The following is a 15,544-nucleotide window of genomic DNA, read 5'->3' on the forward strand; positions in this document are numbered from 1 at the left end:
TGACGAAGTTGAGATGGTGTCGCCATCACGGGGTGAAACAAGGCGATGACGATGAGTCGCATGAGCAACCGGCGTCCCAGCAGCCCCAGCAGTCACGTCTTCACCAGGCGTCACGTCCTGGGCACCGGCCTGTCGGCTGCCGTCGCCGCGGGTGTCGCGGCTGCGTGGCCGGGGTTCGCACAAGCTGCACAGATCGACCCCGACGCCCCGATCGGCCCCGACGCGCCGGCCCGGATCCGCGCGCAGGGCGACCCGAACTTCCATCCGGTGAAGTTCCGGCTCCCGGCGCCGACCGGGCGGAAGGCGCTGGGGACGACCGCGATCCACCTGGTCGACCGGTCGAGGCCGGACCCGACGATGCCCAGCGGGCAGCGGGAGCTGATGATCAGCCTCTGGTATCCGGCCGGCATGTTCGGGTCGGCGCCGTTCGCGAAGTACATGCCGCCGCGGACCTCGGCCGAGGTCGACGACGCGTGGACGGGTGAGTACGGGCTGGCGCTGCCGAGCGGGTCGTTCGACTTCGCCGGCACCGAGACGCACGCGCGGATCGACGTACCGGCGCAGCCGATGCGGCATCCGGTCGTACTGTTCTCCCCCGGGTTCCAGTACAGCCGGTTCGTGAACACCGCGCAGGTCGAGGATCTCGCCAGCCGTGGGTACGTCGTGGTGACGATCGATCACTCGCACGAGACGCCGGTCGAGTTCCCCGGCGGACGGTTCCTGCCGGGTGCGCCGGAGTCCGAACCACCTGGCCCGGACCAGATCCGGGCTGCGGTCGAGACCCGGACCGCGGACGCGCGGTTCGTACTGGACCAGCTGGAGCGGATGGCCGGCGGCCGGACGGTCGATGCCGACGGCAAGGATCTGCCGAAGGGCCTGGCGGACGGGCTGGACCTGCGCAAGGTCGGCATGTTCGGCATCGGACTCGGCGGTTACGCGACCGCGAACACCATGTTGCAGGACCAGCGGATCGCCGCCGGGATCGACCTCGACGGCACGCTCCAGGACGACAGGAAGAACGGACCGCTCGGCGACGTTGCCAAGAGTGGTCTGGACCGACCGTTCCTGCTGTTCGGATCGGGCGAGACGCAGCGGACCGATCCGGCCAAGGACAGCTACGACGCATCCTGGGCGAGTTTCTGGAAGGCGCAGCACGGCGGCAAGCTCAACCTGGCGCTGGCCGGCACCAAGCAGAAGGCGTTCACCGACTACCAGTTCATCTTCTCCCAGCTCTTCCACGACATCTACGGCGAGGACCCGATCATCACGTCGGTGATGAAGGCGCTCGTCGGCGGCGCGAAACCGGCCCGGAGCGTGCTGGCGCAGCGCGAGTACATCGCGGCATTCTTCGACCAGACCCTGCGTCGCCGGCCGGTGCTTCTGCTCCGGGGTGACTCCCCGAAGTTCCCTGAAGTGCGCTTCGTCCGCTGAGACGGCGTACTCTCGACAGAGATTCGCCACGCCCACCGTGGCGGCATCGCGACGCGCGGTGACGGTGGGGTGTTCGCCACTTTCTGAAATCCTGGGAGGCGGACCGGGGGTCGTAGCGGTTACGGTGCGTTGAGAAATGCGTTGCCGTCGGCCGTACTCTGTCCTCGGGCAGGGTCGGTCTGTGCCCGGGGGAACAGACACGGAGACAGGGGCGTTGGCTCGGCAGTACGAGAGTAGGGAGCGCAGTGGCAGGGGCAGCAGGGACGAAGACAACGGCAGGGACCCGTTTGGTGATCGTCGAGTCGCCGAAGAAGGCGCGGATGATCGCCGGCTTCCTGGGGTCCGGGTACGTGGTGGAGTCCAGCTTCGGCCACATCCGCGACCTGCCGAGCGGGGCGGACGAGATCCCGGCGAAGTACAAGGGTCTGCCCTGGGCACGGCTCGGAGTCAACGTCGATGACCACTTCGACCCGCTGTACGTCGTACCGGCCGACAAGCGCGCGCAGATCCGCAAGCTGAAGGACCTGCTGAAGGGCGCCGACGAGCTCTTCCTGGCGACAGATGAGGACCGCGAGGGCGAGGCGATCGCCTGGCACCTGCTCGAGGAGCTGAAGCCGAAGGTCCCGGTCAAGCGGATGGTCTTCCACGAGATCACCCCGAAGGCGATCCAGGACGCGGTCGGCAACGCCCGGGACATCGACGACCACTTGGTCGACGCCCAGGAGGCACGCCGGATCCTGGACCGGCTGTACGGGTACGAGGTCTCCCCGGTGCTGTGGAAGAAGGTCATGCCGAAGTTGTCGGCGGGCCGGGTGCAGTCGGTCGCGATCCGGATGGTGGTCGACCGTGAGCGCGAGCGGATCGCGTTCCGCAGCGCGTCGTACTGGGACCTGGATGCGACCTTGGACGCCGGCGAGAGCCGGACGCCGCGGCAGTTCCCCTCCCGCCTGGTCTCGGTGGACAGCAAGCGGGTGGCGCAGGGCCGCGACTTCAGCTCGACCGGTGAGCTCAAGGGCGCCAACACGGTCCATCTGAACGAGGCGACCGCGACCGCGCTGGCCGGTGCGCTGCGCGACTCGCAGTTCACCGTCCGGTCGATCGAGTCCAAGCCGTACACCCGCAAGCCGTACGCGCCGTTCCGGACCACCACGCTGCAGCAGGAGGCCGGCCGCAAGCTCGGCATGTCCGCGTCGCAGACCATGCAGGTCGCCCAGCGGCTCTACGAGAACGGCAACATCACCTATATGCGTACCGACAGCGTCACGCTGTCGGACACCGCGATCACCGCGGCCCGGGCCCAGGTCCGCGAGCTGTACGGCGCGTCGTACCTGCCGGACAAGCCGCGCGTCTACACCTCCAAGGTGAAGAACGCCCAGGAGGCGCACGAGGCGATCCGGCCGGCCGGCGAGACGTTCCAGACTCCGGCCCAGACCGGTCTGTCCGGCGCCGAGTTCCGGCTGTACGAGCTGATCTGGATGCGGACGATCGCGTCCCAGATGAAGGACGCGGTCGGGAACAGCGTCTCGATCCGGATCGACGCGACCGCCTCGACCGGCGAGAAGTGCGAGTTCACCTCGTCCGGCCGGGTGATCACCTTCCACGGGTTCCTCAAGGCGTACGTCGAGGGCGCGGACGACCCGTCGGCCGGTACGGACGATCAGGAGACCCGCCTGCCGAACGTCGAGGAGGGCGACGTCCTGCCCGCGGTCGAGGTGCTCGCCTCGGGGCACGAGACGAAGCCGCCGGCGCGGTACACGGAAGCCACGCTGATCCGCGAGATGGAGGAGCGCGAGATCGGCCGGCCGTCGACGTACGCCACGATCCTCGGCACCAACGTCGCCCGCGGGTACATCTACAAGAAGGGCCAGGCGCTGGTCCCGGCCTGGCTGGCGTTCGCGGTGGTCCGGCTGCTCGAGGAGCACTTCACCCGGCTGGTGGACTACGCGTTCACCGCGACGATGGAGGACGTGCTCGACGAGGTCGCCTCCGGTGACCTGCCGCGCGAGGGTGTGCTGGAGCGGTTCTACTTCGGCGACGACAACCTCGAGGGCCTGAAGTCGATGGTCACCGATCTCGGCGACATCGACGCCCGCCTGATGTCCACGTTCCCGGTCGGTGGCGACGACTCCGGCATCGTCCTCCGCGTCGGCCGGTACGGGCCGTACGTCGAGGACAAGGACGAGCGCCGCGCGAACGTGCCGGAGGACCTGCCGCCGGACGAGCTGACCGTCGAGAAGGCCCAGGAGCTGCTGGCCCAGCCGTCGGGGGTCGAGCTCGACCTGGGTACGGCGCCGGACACCGGCCTGCGCGTCGTCGCCAAGGCGGGACGCTTCGGGCCGTACGTGACCGAGGTGCTGCCGGAGGACGCGCCGAAGGGTGCGAAGCCGCGGACCGGGTCGCTGCTGAAGTCGATGACGCTGGACAGCGTCAGCCTCGACGACGCGATGAAGCTGCTGTCGCTGCCGCGCGTGGTCGGCAAGGACCCGGAGTCGGGCGACGAGATCACGGCGCAGAACGGGCGCTACGGGCCGTACCTGAAGAAGGGCACGGACTCGCGGTCGCTGGCGACCGAGGAGCAGATGTTCGACATCACGCTCGACGAGGCGCTGAAGATCTACTCCGAGCCGAAGCAGCGCGGACGCCGCGCCGCCGCGCCGCCGCTGAAGGAGCTCGGTGAGGACCCGGAGTCCGGCAAGCCGGTGGTGGTGAAGGAGGGTCGCTTCGGCCCGTACGTCACCGACGGGGAGACGAACGCGACGCTCCGCAAGGATGACGCGGTCGAGACGATCTCGCTGCTCCGCGCGGCCGAGCTGCTGGCCGACAAGCGCGCCCGCGGCCCGGTGAAGAAGACCGCGAAGAAGGCGGCGAAGAAGACGACCGCCAAGAAGACGGCAACGAAGAAGACCGCGGCCGCCAAGAAGACCACGGCGAAGAAGACGACGGCCAAGAAGACGACGGCCAAGAAGACGACGACGAAGGCGCCCGCCAAGAAGAGCTGACGGGCGTCAGCCGCCGAAGCTGCTGAAGCCTCGGACGATGAAGTAGACCACGAACGCGAAGAACGCGGCGAAGGCGATCGCGACCGGCACGGTCACCCACAGCGGTGGCCGCCGGGCGCGAACCGCGGCGCCGGTGGACTGGCTGACGATCTCCTTGGCGACGATGCGTCCGCTGCGCCACTTGCCGGTGACGGTCACCTCTTCGCCGTCGACGACCTGCCCTTCCAGAGCCGTCGCGCGCAGCTCGACGAGGACGGGTTGCTGCGGGGTCCCGACGGCGTCGTGCTGGATGAGCCGGAAGGTCAGGACTTGGACCGAGCCGTTCTCGGAGCGGCTCTCGGAGCGGTACTGCACGTTCTGCACGACGCCGCGCAGCTCGGCGGCGCCGCGGCGGGCGACAGCGTTGGACCGGTCACTCATCGCAGTTCCCCAGGTGTGAGACGTAGTACTGGGAAAGTACATTGGTTTGCGTTGGGAACACCGGATTTCAAGGAGCGCGGATGACGAGTCCAGTCGAGGTCAGCGCGCAGCGGTTGCGGGAGCGGGGCGAGCGTGTGACGCCGGCCCGGCTCGCGGTCGTCGAGGTGCTGGCCGGGACCGAGGAGCACCTGAGCGCCGAGCAGATCGGCGAGCGGGCCGAGCAGCTGCGCCCGGGGATCCACCGCGCGACCGTGTACCGGGCGCTCGACGCCCTCGGCGAATTCGGTCTGGTCACGCACGTCCACCTCGGGCGCGCCGGGACGACGTACCACCTGGCCGGCGACCTGGCCCCCCGCCACCTGCACCTGCGCTGCTCGGAGTGCGGCACGGTGTACGACGCTCCCGGCGACATCCTCGAATCGGCCCGCAAAAAGGTCGCCCGCGAGCTCGGCTTCCACCTCGCGCCCGAGCAGGTGGCCCTCGTCGGAGTGTGCGTGAACTGCCGGCAGTGAGGCCTGCTGTCCATATCTGTTCATCGGTGTGGATTCATGAATGGAGTTGGCTTAGGGTCTGGGTCTGTGACCTATGTCGAGGACTTTGCTTCCGGTGAGAACGTGCTGGCGCCGCGGGCGTGGCTGGATGACGACTCCGGGCGGTTGGCGCTCAGCGGGGACTGGAGCTTCCGGCTGTCGCCGACGGTGGCGGACGCCCCCGACGATCTGAAGGACCCGGACACCTCCGGCTGGGACACGATCGCGGTCCCGGGTCACTGGCAGCTGAGCGGGTACGGCGCCCCGGCGTACACGAACGTGGTCTACCCGTTCCCGCTCGAGCCGCCGTACGTGCCGACCGACAACCCGACCGGCGACTACGTCCGCACCGTGACGGTGCCGGCGAACTGGGACGGCGCGCGGATCGTGCTCCGGTTCGAGGGTGTCGACTCGCGGTTCCTGGTGTACGTGAACGGCTCGGAGGTCGGCTGGTCGTCGGGATCGCGGCTGCCGTCGGAGTTCGACCTGACCTCGTTGGTTGCCCCAGGCAAGGAAGCGCAGATCGCGGTCCGGGTGCACCAGTGGTCGGTCGGGAGCTACGTCGAGGACCAGGACATGTGGTGGCTGTCCGGGATCTTCCGCGAGGTCAACCTGCTCGCACTCCGTCCGGACGCGCCGACGGACGTCTTCGTCAAGGCCGCGTGGGACCACATCGACGGTGCGGGCACGCTGCTGGTCGAGTCGGATGTTCCGGGGACGGTCAGCGTGCCTGAGCTGGGTCTCTCCGTGGCGACGGGTGAGCACGTGCGCGTCGACGGCGTACAGCCGTGGAGCGCCGAGGTGCCACGGCTGTACGACGCCGTACTGCGGACCGCGGGCGGCGAGGTCCGGCTGCGGATCGGGTTCCGGACCGTCGCGATCGTCGACGGGATCTTCACGGTCAACGGCAATCGGGTGCTGTTCAACGGCGTCAACCGGCACGAGTTCCACCCGGACCGGGGTCGCACGCTGACCGAGCAGGACATGCTGGACGACGTACTGATCATGAAGCGGGCCGGGATCAACGCGGTCCGCACGAGCCACTACCCGCCGCACCCGCACTTCCTGTCGCTGTGCGACGAGTACGGGCTGTACGTGATCGACGAATGCGATCTGGAGTCGCACGGGTTCGGGTACGAGCCGGAGCCGCCGAGGCTGCCGAACCCGGTGATGGATCCGCGCTTCCGCGACGACCTGGTCGGCCGGATGCGGCGTACCGTGCACCGCGACAAGAACCACCCGTCGATCGTGATCTGGTCGCTCGGCAACGAGTGCGGGATGGGCTCGAACCTGAAGGACATGTACGACGCGGTGAAGGAGCTCGACCCGTCGCGGCCGGTGCACTACGAGCGTGACACCGAGGCGGAGTTCGTCGACATCTACTCGCGGATGTACACCTCGCCGGAGGGGTGCGCGGAGATCGGCGCGGACACCTCGCTGTACCGGAACCTTCCGTTCATCCTGTGTGAGTACGGGCATGCGATGGGGAACGGGCCGGGTGGGTTGCTCGACTACCGCGAGGTGTTCGAGAAGTACCCGCGCTGCCAGGGCGGCTTCATCTGGGAGTTCATCGACCACGGTCTGCGGACGACGATCGACGGACGCGAGGTCTACGCGTACGGCGGGGACTTCGGCGAGACGATCCACGACGGGAACTTCGTCTGCGACGGGCTGTTGTTCCCGGACCGGACGCCGTCGCCGGGGATGCACGAGTACATCAAGGTGATCGAGCCGCTGCGTATCGTTGCTGATGGCAACCGTGTGTCGATCACCAACCGCCACGAGGTGCTGGACACGAGCCACCTGAACTTCACCTTCAAGGTCGAGGCCGAGGGCGAGCTGGTTGCCGACGGTGAGCTGTCGGTGCCGGTGATCGCGCCCGGTGAGACGGTGTCGGTCGAGCTGCCGGCGGGGGTGGAGAAGGAGCGCTCCGAGACCTGGCTGACTGTGACGGCCGAGCTGAAGGACGCGACCTCGTGGGCGGATGCCGGCCACCGCATCGCCTGGGGCCAGATCCGGCTGGACGAGCCGGCTCCGGCTGCTGCTGTTCCTGCTGGTTCGCCGGCTGAGGGAACTGCTGGGGTGCAGGGCATCAACATCGCCGGTCTGCAGAACCTTCAGTTGGACGTGTGGCGGGCACCGATCGACAACGACGCGATTCCCGGGGTTGCGGCGGCCTGGCGTGAGGAGGGGCTGCATCGGGTGCAGCACCGGATTGTTTCGCAGGGTGAGCGTGACGGTGCCTGGGAGGTTGTCACCCGGACGGCGCCGCCCGCGCTGCAGTGGGGTCTGCGCAGCACGTGGCGCTGGTCGGCGGTCGACAACGGCGTGGTGCTCGAGCTGAGCGTCGTACCGGAAGGCCTGTTCCCGGAGGTGCTGCCGCGGCTCGGCATCACGTTCGAGCTGCCGAAGGTGGAGCGCGTCGAGTGGTTCGGCACCGGCCCCAACGAGGCGTACGTCGACACGCGCGCGGCCGCCGTGGTCGGCAAGTACTCCGCCACCGTGGCCGAACTGCAGACGCCGTACGTCCGCCCCCAGGAGAACGGCCACCGCATCGACACCCGCTGGGCTCAGCTGGACGGCCTACGCATCGAGGCCGTCGACGAACTCTTCGGCCTGACCGTCCGCGACTGGACCACCCAGGCCCTCGAAACCGCCACCCACACCCCGGACCTGCTCCCCGGTGACACCACCTACGTAACCCTCGACATCGCCCAAACCGGCGTAGGCACAGCCGCCTGCGGCCCCGCCCTCCCCGACCGAGACAAACTCAAAACCGCCCCGGCAACCCTGACCCTCCGCTTCACCACGGCCTGATGCGGTCCTCCGCCGTGCCCGCAACGGCGCGGCGGAGGACGCAGGTTCAGCTGGCTCCGGGCGCGGCGGTAGGTAGACCGACCTCGGCTGCGGCGGTCAGCAGGCGCTTGTCGTAGGTGACCAGCGCCGTGAGTTCGATGCCTTCGAGAACCAGCGAGTGGGCTGTCGCCAGGTGGATGGCGTCGAGGGTTCGGAGCATCGGGTCGGAGTAGGCGGCAGCTGTTGCAAGGACGGTGTCGTCCACCGGGACTCGGTCAAGCCTTGCCAGGACAGTTGGAACGGCCGCGAGACGCCCGGGGTCGGATCGGCGCAGTGCGCGGGGAACCTCGGTGAGCACCAACGATGATGCGACGAGTTGCTTGTCCTCCTGGTTCGCGAGCCAGGACTCGAGGGCTGCGCTCTCGGTCTCCCGGCGGATCATTTTCACGATCGCTGCCGAGTCGAGGAAGATCACAGACGCTCCTCGCGAAGGTCCGAGATGATCTCTGTCGAGTCGACCGTCAGGTCCGGCTCTCCTGGGGGAAGGGTGAGCGGACCTGGATCACTGGCCGGGATCAATCGGCCGCGGCTGATCAGGTCGGCCCGGATGCTGCTGTTGTCGTCGATCGGGACCAGCCGGGCTGCCGGACGGCCGCTGACGGTGATCTCGAGGGACTCGCCGTTGGCAACCCGCGCCAGCACGGCGCTGGTGTGCTGGTTGAGTTCACGCACGGGGATGCTGTCCATGACTCCAGTGTAGAACCTTGTGTTCTACACCTGCTGGTCAGATCGCGATGGTTGGGCGTGGGGAGATGCGGGTGGTTGGTGGGTGGTAGTTGGACCAGGCCTTGGTGAGGCGGTGGACTGCCTCGGTGAGGTGCGTTTCGGGGGCTCGGAAGTGGAGGCGGAGGTGGGCGTCGCCGGCGCCGGTGATGTCCAGGCCGGCGCCGGGGAGGATGGCCAGGCCGTGGCGGAGGGCGGTTTGGGCGAAGGAGGTGCCGTCGCCGTACGGGAGGCGCACCCACAGGCATTGGCCGCCGGTGACCGTCGGGATGTCCCAGGTGGGGAAGGCTTGCGTGAGGAGCTTGTGCAGGTGGTCGTGGCGGGACTTGAGGGTGTGGTGAAGGTCGGGTCCGTCCAGGAGTGGCAGCAGGTGTACGGCGGCTAGCTGGGTGGGGACGTTGCCGCCCAGGTCGCGTACGGCGCGGAGCCGCGCCAGGCGGTTGATCAGGGGCGTTGCCGCGCGGATCCAGCCGATGCGCAGGCCGCCCCAAATGCTCTTGCTGAGCGAGCCGATCGAGATGACCGAGTCGGAGTACGCCGCCAGCGGTGTGGGCAGCGTCTCGCCGGGAAAGCCGAGGTCCGCCGGCACCTCGTCCTCGATCAGCGGGACGCCGGCGCCGGCCAACCGCTGGCGGGTCAGCGTCGACAGCACCGATCCCGTCGGGTTCTGGTACGTCGGAATCACGTACGCAACCGCTGGACGCCGCTCCCGCACCGCCGCCTCGAACCCGTCCAGCCCGACCGGCAGCCCACGCAGTACTGCGCCCTCTTCCCGGAACACCTCCAGCGCGCCCGGGTACGTCGGCGCCTCGACGAGCACCTGGTCGCCGGGTGACACCAGAGCACGCGCCAGCAACGACAGCGCCTGCTGACCGCCGTTCGTGACCAGGATCTGCTCGAACGACGTCCGTACGCCGCGAGCCGTGTAGCGCGCCGCCAGCGCCTTCCGCAGCGCCGGATGACCGTACGGGTAGTAGCCGATGTCGTTGCTGATCCGACTGAGCTCCGGCGCGATCTCCACGAACGCCTCGGCAAGCTGCGGCGGTGGATCGCCGGGTGCGGCGCAGATGGCGAGCAGTACGTCGTCGTCGCGCGCCTCCAGCGAGTCCAGGAAGATCGGGTCGACCGGAGCGTCCTCGACAACACCTGCAGTCGGAACGCCGGCAACCCGCGTGCCACTGCCCTGTCGGCGCGTGATCCGCCCCTCGGCGCGGAGCAGGTCGTACGCGGCGACCACCGTCGTACGGCCGACCGCCAATGCGCCGGCCAGCGCGCGGTCCGGCGGCAGGATCGCGCCTGGCGGCAGTTCGCCGTCGTCGATGAGCTGACGGAGGCGGGCCGCGAGCAGCACGTACAGCGGGCCGCGGCCGGACGACCAGCGGCCCAACCGGTCAACGACTTCGATTGGTCTCATCCGCGAACCAATTCTGCCGGATTGGCTCTGGGGTCGCCAGTCGAAGCCCAGAACGATGGCGTCATGGCCACCTTCCCGCGCAACGAGATCATGTCCCTCACCGCCGAGCAGGCCCGGCACGAGCTGGGCGAGAGCTACGGGCCGGACCTCCGGCTGGCCGACTTACTGACGCCAGACCTGGCCGACCTCGAGCTCGGCTACGGTACGGCCGCCGGCGACCCTCGGCTGCGGAGCGCGATCGCCGAGCGGCACGGCGTAGGGCCGGATCAGGTTGTCGTCACCGTCGGCGGGATGCACGGGATCTTCCTGCTGTCCTACCTGCTCGCGGATCGTGGCAGTCAGGTCGTCACGACGGCGCCGCAGTTCCCGATGACGCGCACGGCTTATGAGTCTCTCGGCGCCGAGGTGAGGGCGATTCCGCTGACGTTCGATGACGGTTATCGCCTGACCGCGGACGCCGTACGGGCGCAGCTGACCGCAGACACGAAGCTGGTCAGTCTGACCACTCCGCAGAACCCGTCCGGTGTCGCCATCGCGCTGGAAACCCTGCAGGAGATCGTGATTGCGATGGATGCGGTCTGTCCGGACGCCTATCTGATGGTCGACGAGACCTATCGAGTCGCGACGTACGGCGATGATCCAGTCGCGCCGACTGCCGTTTCGCTCGGCTCCAAGGTGGTGTCGGTTGCGTCGTTGTCGAAGTGTCATGGCGCGGCGGGGTTGCGGATCGGGTGGGTGATCGCGACGGACGCCGGCCTGGTGGAGCAGCTGACGACAGCGAAGTTCAACACCATCGTTTCTGCTTCGCCGGTGACCGAGGCGCTGGCGGTGCGGGTGTTCGAGCGGGAGGACGAGATTCTCGGCGTACGTCGGCGCTGGTTGGAGGAGAACCTGCTGATCACCGAGGAATGGGTGCGGGAGAACAGCGACGTCGTCGAGTGGGTTCGGCCGGCTGCTGGGGCCTTGTGTGTGGTTCGGCTCAAGCCGGGTGTGGATCTGGAGCGGTTCCGGGTGGCGGCCGCGGAGCTGGGGGTGAGGCTGGCGGACGGGGAGTGGTTCGGGGACGAGGGGCGGGTGTTCCGGCTCGGGTTCGGGTATCCGGCGGCGGGTGAGCTGAAGGAGGCTCTGGACGCGCTGCGTGAGGCTGTCCATGCCGCCCACTAGTCTTTAGGCGTGCCGGAGGCTTACGACCCGCTGACCGATCCTGCACCGGCGCATGATGTGCGCGCGGTGTTGCGGATCCGCGCGTTCCGGCGGCTGTGGATCGCGTTCGGCCTGTCGAGTCTCGGCGACTGGATCGGGTTGCTGGCGCTGACCGCGATGGCGAAGTCGTTCGCCGGCGACAACTACCAGGCGGCGAACTTCGCGATCGGCGGCGTGCTGTTCCTGCGCGTGCTCCCCGCGCTGGTGATGGGTCCGGTGGCCGGCTGGGTCGCCGACCGGCTCGATCGGCGCTGGACGATGATCCTCGGTGACCTGATCCGGGCGGCGTTCTTTGTCACGATCCCGATCGTCGGCACGCTGACCTGGCTGCTGGTCGCGACCGTGCTGATCGAGATCGTCAGCCTGATCTGGGGCCCGGCCAAGGACGCCTCGGTGCCGAACCTGATTCCACGGCACCGGCTCGAGGCGGCCAACCAGATCAGCCTGATCACGACGTACGGCACCGCACTTCCGGCCGCGGCGATCTTCACCGCGATCACGCTGGTCACGCGCTGGGCGGGCGACTTCTCCATCGATCTTGCCGTGTACGTGAACGCCGCGACGTTCGCCGTCTCCGCGTTCGCGATCTTGTCGGTCGCCGAGATCGGTCGCGCGGTCCACGAGCACGAGGACCATCCGACGCTCTGGCGGACCATGGTCGAGGGCTGGTCGTACGTGACCGGTACGCCGGTGGTCCGCGGTCTCGTGGTCGGGATCTCCGGTGCGTTCGCGGCCGGTGCGGTCGTGGTCGGGCTGGGGCGCACGTACGTCGAGGATCTCGGCGCGGGCGACCCGGGGTACGGCGTGCTGTTCGGGGCTGTGTTCGGCGGTCTCGCGCTGGGAATGGGATTCGCCCCGCGGATCTTCTCCGGGCTGTCGCGGCGCCGGTTGTTCGCGGCCGGGCTGGTCGGGTCGGGCGTCTGCCTGGCCGGGCTGGCGTTGATCCAGCAGATCGAGATCGCGACGATGATCGCGATCCTGCTCGGGTTCTGCGCGGGCGGCTCGTGGGTTTCCGGGTACACGTTGCTCGGTCTCGAGGTGCCGGATGCCGTGCGTGGGCGGACGTTCGCGTTCGTCCAGTCCGCCGTACGGACCGTGCTCGCGGTGACGTTGGCGATTGCGCCGTTCGCTGCCGGTGCGATCGGGCGGCACACGTGGACGATCCGCGGCCACTCGGCGACGTACAACGGTGCTTCGATGACGATGCTCGCGGCAGCGATCCTGGCCGGGGTGATCGGTCTGCTCGCCTGGCGGCAGATGGACGACCGGCCCGGGGTCCCGTTCTGGCGCGACGTACGGCGGAGTTTCGGCAAGACGCGTGGTGATTACCCGACGACCGGCCTGTTCATCGCGATCGAGGGCGGCGACGGGGCCGGCAAGTCGACGCAGTCCGCGCTGCTGGTGAAATGGCTGGAGGAGCAGGGGCAGCAGGTCCTGCTGACGCGCGAGCCCGGGGCGACCGAGCTCGGGAAGACGCTGCGGCAGATCGTCCTCGACCCGGCGACCGGCGACATCTCCCACCGGACGGAAGCGTTGCTGTACGCCGCCGACAAGGCCGAGCACGTCGACTCGGTGATCAAACCGGCGCTGAAGGCCGGGGCAGTCGTGATCACCGACCGGTACGTCGACTCCGCGCTGGCGTACCAGGGCTCCGGGCGCGATCTGGACGTGTCCGACGTCGAGCGGGTGAACCGCTGGGCCACCGACGACCTCCGGCCGAACCTCACGATCCTGCTCGACCTCCCGCCGAAGCGCGGTCTCGGCCGGTTCGAGGAGCGGGACCGGATCGAGGCGCAGTCCGACGAGTTCCACGAGCGGGTGCGGCACGCGTTCCTCGAGCTGGCGGCAGCGGAGCCGCAGTACTACCTGGTCATCGACGCCTCCCAGGATCGCGAGGACATCGCCAAGCAGATCCAGGCCCGTCTCCAGCCGATCCTTCCGAAGGTGGGCCTATGAGCGTGTGGGATGACCTGGTCGGCCAGGAGCCGGCGGTCGCCGTACTGCAGAAGGCTGTCGCTGGCGCCGCCGCCGTACTGCGTGGTGAGAAGGGCGCCGCCGTTGCCGGGATGACGCACGCCTGGCTGATCACCGGCCCGCCCGGATCGGGCCGGTCGAACGCGGGTCGGGCGTTCGCGGCGGCGCTGCAATGCGCGAACCAAGGCTGCGGCGAGTGCAACGACTGCCGTACGACGCTCAGCGGCGCGCACCCGGACGTGTCGTTGATCCGCACCGAGCTGCTGTCGATCCGGGTCAGTGAGGTCCGTGAACTGGTCCGCCGGGCCGCGATGAGTCCGACGCAGGGCGGGTGGCAGGTCATGGTGGTCGAGGACGCGGACCGCCTGACCGAGCAGGCCGCGGACGCGTTGCTGAAGAGCATCGAGGAGCCGGCGCCGCGGACGGTCTGGGTGCTGTGCGCGCCGACGGTCGAGGACGTCGTACCGACGATTCGCTCGCGCTGCCGACTGCTGGTGCTGCGTACTCCGCCGGTCGCCGCGGTCGCGGAGATGCTCAGCCGGAAGCTCGACGTGGATCAGGATCTCGCCTGGTTCGCGGCGCGGGCGGCCCAGGGGCATATCGGCCGGGCGCGGGCGTTGGCCCGTGACGAGGAGGTCCGCGATCGGCGGAACAAGGTTCTCGAAGTACCGTTCGCGTTGCGTGACCTCGGGGCGTGCCTGAAGGCGGCGCAGCAGCTGGTCGACGCGGCCAAGGTCGAGGCGAAGGCCAGTGCTGAGAAGGTCGACGAGAAGGAGCGGGCCGCGCTCGAGCAGGCGCTCGGTGTCGGGACGAAGGGCGCCAAACCGCGCGAGGCGAATGCCGCCCTGAAGGAGCTCGAGGACCAGCAGAAGGCGCGCGCCAAGCGCTGGGAACGCGACGTGCTCGACCGCTCACTCGTCGACATGATGGCGCTGTACCGGGACGTGCTGGTGGTGCAGACGCGGTCCGGCAGTGAGCTGATCAACGCGGAGCTGCACCGCAACATCGAGCAGCTCGCGGCGCGGACGACCCCGGAGCAGACCGTACGGCGCATCGACGCGATCGGGATGTGCCGCGAGGCGATCGAGGCGAACGTCGCACCGCTGGTCGCGCTCGAGGCGATGACGGTCGCATTGTTCGAGGGACGCAACGACGGGTTCACGATTCCGCGCCGGGTGCTGCGCTGAGGCTTTAGTCACGTTCTGGGATCCACGTCCGATAACTGGGCGGATGGTGTAACACCGAGACCGGTGGGTCCGATGACTGGGTGTCCGGGTGAAGCAGACCGCTCGGCATATTTCTGCGCGAACGGACACCGATGAACCAGCCGCCCTCCGAGATCCAGCCTGTGCGGCAGCCGTTGCCGCCGGCTGAGTCATGGCTCGAGGGCGTCCCGACTCCGGCGCAGCAGAAGCAGGACGGGTACGCCGTCGCGGCGCTCGCGACCAGCCTGCCCGGTCTGGTGCCGATCGCCGTCGTACTGGCCGGGATCGCGTTGCGCCGGATCAAGCGGACCGGCGGCCGCGGGAAGCGGCTCGCGTACGGTGCGTTGCTGGTGTCGCTGTGCTGGGTGATCGCGACCGCGGTCGCGGTGACACTCAACCTGATCGGCGAGCACCGGGCGGGGATCGGCCGGACGGTCTCGATCTCGCAGGTCGCCGTCGGCCGTTGCTTCAACGCGGACCTGGACGCCGATGCGCTGAAGCTGGTGACGATCGCGGACTGTGCCGCGCCGCACACCGGGGAGGCGTACGCGAAGGTGAGCGCGGCGCTGGTCGGGCTGTCCGTCGCACAGACCGGGACGGTGGCGACGCAGCAGTGCGCGGGCGCGTTCGTGGAGTTCGTCGGGAAGCCGTACGAGCGGTCCGAGCTGGACATGTACTACGTCGTACTGGAAGATCGTGACGTTGCTGACGGCAACGTCCTCTGTCTGGTCGGGATGCCGGGGACCAAGCTGACGGGTACGATGCGCGGATCACAGCGGTAATGCCCGC

12 protein-coding genes are annotated in these 15,544 nt (G+C 68.9%); 8 read left to right on the forward strand and 4 right to left on the reverse strand.

All coding sequences use genetic code 11. The features are described 5' to 3' along the window. Nucleotides 1-60 precede the first annotated feature (60 nt). Both OHA10_RS14270 and topA read left to right on the forward strand, forming a co-directional pair. On the forward strand, nt 61-1,431 hold the full coding sequence (locus tag OHA10_RS14270) for an alpha/beta hydrolase (RefSeq protein WP_371406675.1): 1,371 nt from the start codon (nt 61-63) through the stop codon (nt 1,429-1,431). Nucleotides 1,432-1,721: 290 nt separating this feature from the next. After that, complete coding sequence (gene topA, locus OHA10_RS14275) at nt 1,722-4,430, forward strand: type I DNA topoisomerase (RefSeq protein WP_371406676.1); 2,709 nt, start codon at nt 1,722-1,724, stop codon at nt 4,428-4,430. Between the two features lie 6 nt (nt 4,431-4,436). Here topA and OHA10_RS14280 read toward each other — a convergent pair whose 3' ends face one another. Continuing rightward, entirely contained in the window at nt 4,437-4,850 is a 414-nt protein-coding gene (locus OHA10_RS14280; protein ID WP_371406677.1) for a hypothetical protein, read from the reverse strand. Between the two features lie 80 nt (nt 4,851-4,930). On the opposite strand from OHA10_RS14280, the gene OHA10_RS14285 reads away from it, so the two are divergent. Continuing rightward, nucleotides 4,931-5,362, forward strand: coding sequence for a Fur family transcriptional regulator (locus OHA10_RS14285; protein ID WP_371406678.1), 432 nt, complete (start codon nt 4,931-4,933; stop codon nt 5,360-5,362). A 66-nt stretch (nt 5,363-5,428) separates the two neighbouring features. Then, nucleotides 5,429-8,197, forward strand: coding sequence for a glycoside hydrolase family 2 TIM barrel-domain containing protein (locus OHA10_RS14290; protein WP_371406679.1), 2,769 nt, complete (start codon nt 5,429-5,431; stop codon nt 8,195-8,197). Between the two features lie 46 nt (nt 8,198-8,243). On the opposite strand, the gene OHA10_RS14295 is transcribed toward OHA10_RS14290, so the two are convergent. The 3 genes from OHA10_RS14295 to OHA10_RS14305 are packed head-to-tail and all read right to left on the reverse strand — an operon-like array spanning nt 8,244 to nt 10,373. Next, nucleotides 8,244-8,651: a type II toxin-antitoxin system VapC family toxin gene (locus tag OHA10_RS14295; RefSeq protein ID WP_371406680.1), complete on the reverse strand. Its 408-nt coding sequence runs from the start codon at nt 8,649-8,651 to the stop codon at nt 8,244-8,246. Beyond that, the gene (locus OHA10_RS14300) at nt 8,648-8,923 is read right to left on the reverse strand and encodes a type II toxin-antitoxin system Phd/YefM family antitoxin (RefSeq protein ID WP_371406681.1); all 276 of its coding nucleotides are present in this window, start codon (nt 8,921-8,923) and stop codon (nt 8,648-8,650) included. The genes OHA10_RS14295 and OHA10_RS14300 overlap by 4 nt, the downstream gene beginning before the upstream one ends. A 37-nt stretch (nt 8,924-8,960) precedes the next feature. Next, the gene (locus tag OHA10_RS14305) at nt 8,961-10,373 is read right to left on the reverse strand and encodes a PLP-dependent aminotransferase family protein (protein ID WP_371406682.1); all 1,413 of its coding nucleotides are present in this window, start codon (nt 10,371-10,373) and stop codon (nt 8,961-8,963) included. Nucleotides 10,374-10,436: 63 nt separating this feature from the next. On the opposite strand from OHA10_RS14305, the gene OHA10_RS14310 reads away from it, so the two are divergent. From OHA10_RS14310 to OHA10_RS14325, 4 genes are all read left to right on the forward strand, one after another. Further along, nucleotides 10,437-11,537, forward strand: coding sequence for a pyridoxal phosphate-dependent aminotransferase (locus tag OHA10_RS14310; RefSeq protein ID WP_371406683.1), 1,101 nt, complete (start codon nt 10,437-10,439; stop codon nt 11,535-11,537). A gap of 9 nt (nt 11,538-11,546) precedes the next feature. Beyond that, a complete protein-coding gene (tmk, locus tag OHA10_RS14315; protein WP_371406684.1) occupies nt 11,547-13,532 on the forward strand; it encodes a dTMP kinase in 1,986 nt (661 codons plus the stop codon). Continuing rightward, on the forward strand, nt 13,529-14,737 hold the full coding sequence (locus OHA10_RS14320) for a DNA polymerase III subunit delta' (protein ID WP_371406685.1): 1,209 nt from the start codon (nt 13,529-13,531) through the stop codon (nt 14,735-14,737). The genes tmk and OHA10_RS14320 overlap by 4 nt, the downstream gene beginning before the upstream one ends. Nucleotides 14,738-14,868: 131 nt before the next feature. After that, the gene (locus OHA10_RS14325) at nt 14,869-15,537 is read left to right on the forward strand and encodes a DUF4190 domain-containing protein (protein WP_371406686.1); all 669 of its coding nucleotides are present in this window, start codon (nt 14,869-14,871) and stop codon (nt 15,535-15,537) included. Nucleotides 15,538-15,544 lie beyond the last annotated feature (7 nt).

It is taken from the genome of Kribbella sp. NBC_00662, from assembly GCF_041430295.1.
Taxonomy (GTDB): Bacteria; Actinomycetota; Actinomycetes; order Propionibacteriales; family Kribbellaceae; genus Kribbella.

What these genes read in the sequence shown, in the direction of transcription:
- OHA10_RS14270 (WP_371406675.1), top strand. Translation starts at nt 61, where the DNA reads ATGAGCAACCGGCGTCCCAGCAGCCCCAGCAGTCACGTCTTCACCAGG.
- OHA10_RS14280 (WP_371406677.1), bottom strand. Translation starts at nt 4,850, where the DNA reads ATGAGTGACCGGTCCAACGCTGTCGCCCGCCGCGGCGCCGCCGAGCTG.
- OHA10_RS14285 (WP_371406678.1), top strand. Translation starts at nt 4,931, where the DNA reads ATGACGAGTCCAGTCGAGGTCAGCGCGCAGCGGTTGCGGGAGCGGGGC.
- OHA10_RS14300 (WP_371406681.1), bottom strand. Translation starts at nt 8,923, where the DNA reads ATGGACAGCATCCCCGTGCGTGAACTCAACCAGCACACCAGCGCCGTG.
- OHA10_RS14305 (WP_371406682.1), bottom strand. Translation starts at nt 10,373, where the DNA reads ATGAGACCAATCGAAGTCGTTGACCGGTTGGGCCGCTGGTCGTCCGGC.
- OHA10_RS14310 (WP_371406683.1), top strand. Translation starts at nt 10,437, where the DNA reads ATGGCCACCTTCCCGCGCAACGAGATCATGTCCCTCACCGCCGAGCAG.
- OHA10_RS14320 (WP_371406685.1), top strand. Translation starts at nt 13,529, where the DNA reads ATGAGCGTGTGGGATGACCTGGTCGGCCAGGAGCCGGCGGTCGCCGTA.
- OHA10_RS14325 (WP_371406686.1), top strand. Translation starts at nt 14,869, where the DNA reads ATGAACCAGCCGCCCTCCGAGATCCAGCCTGTGCGGCAGCCGTTGCCG.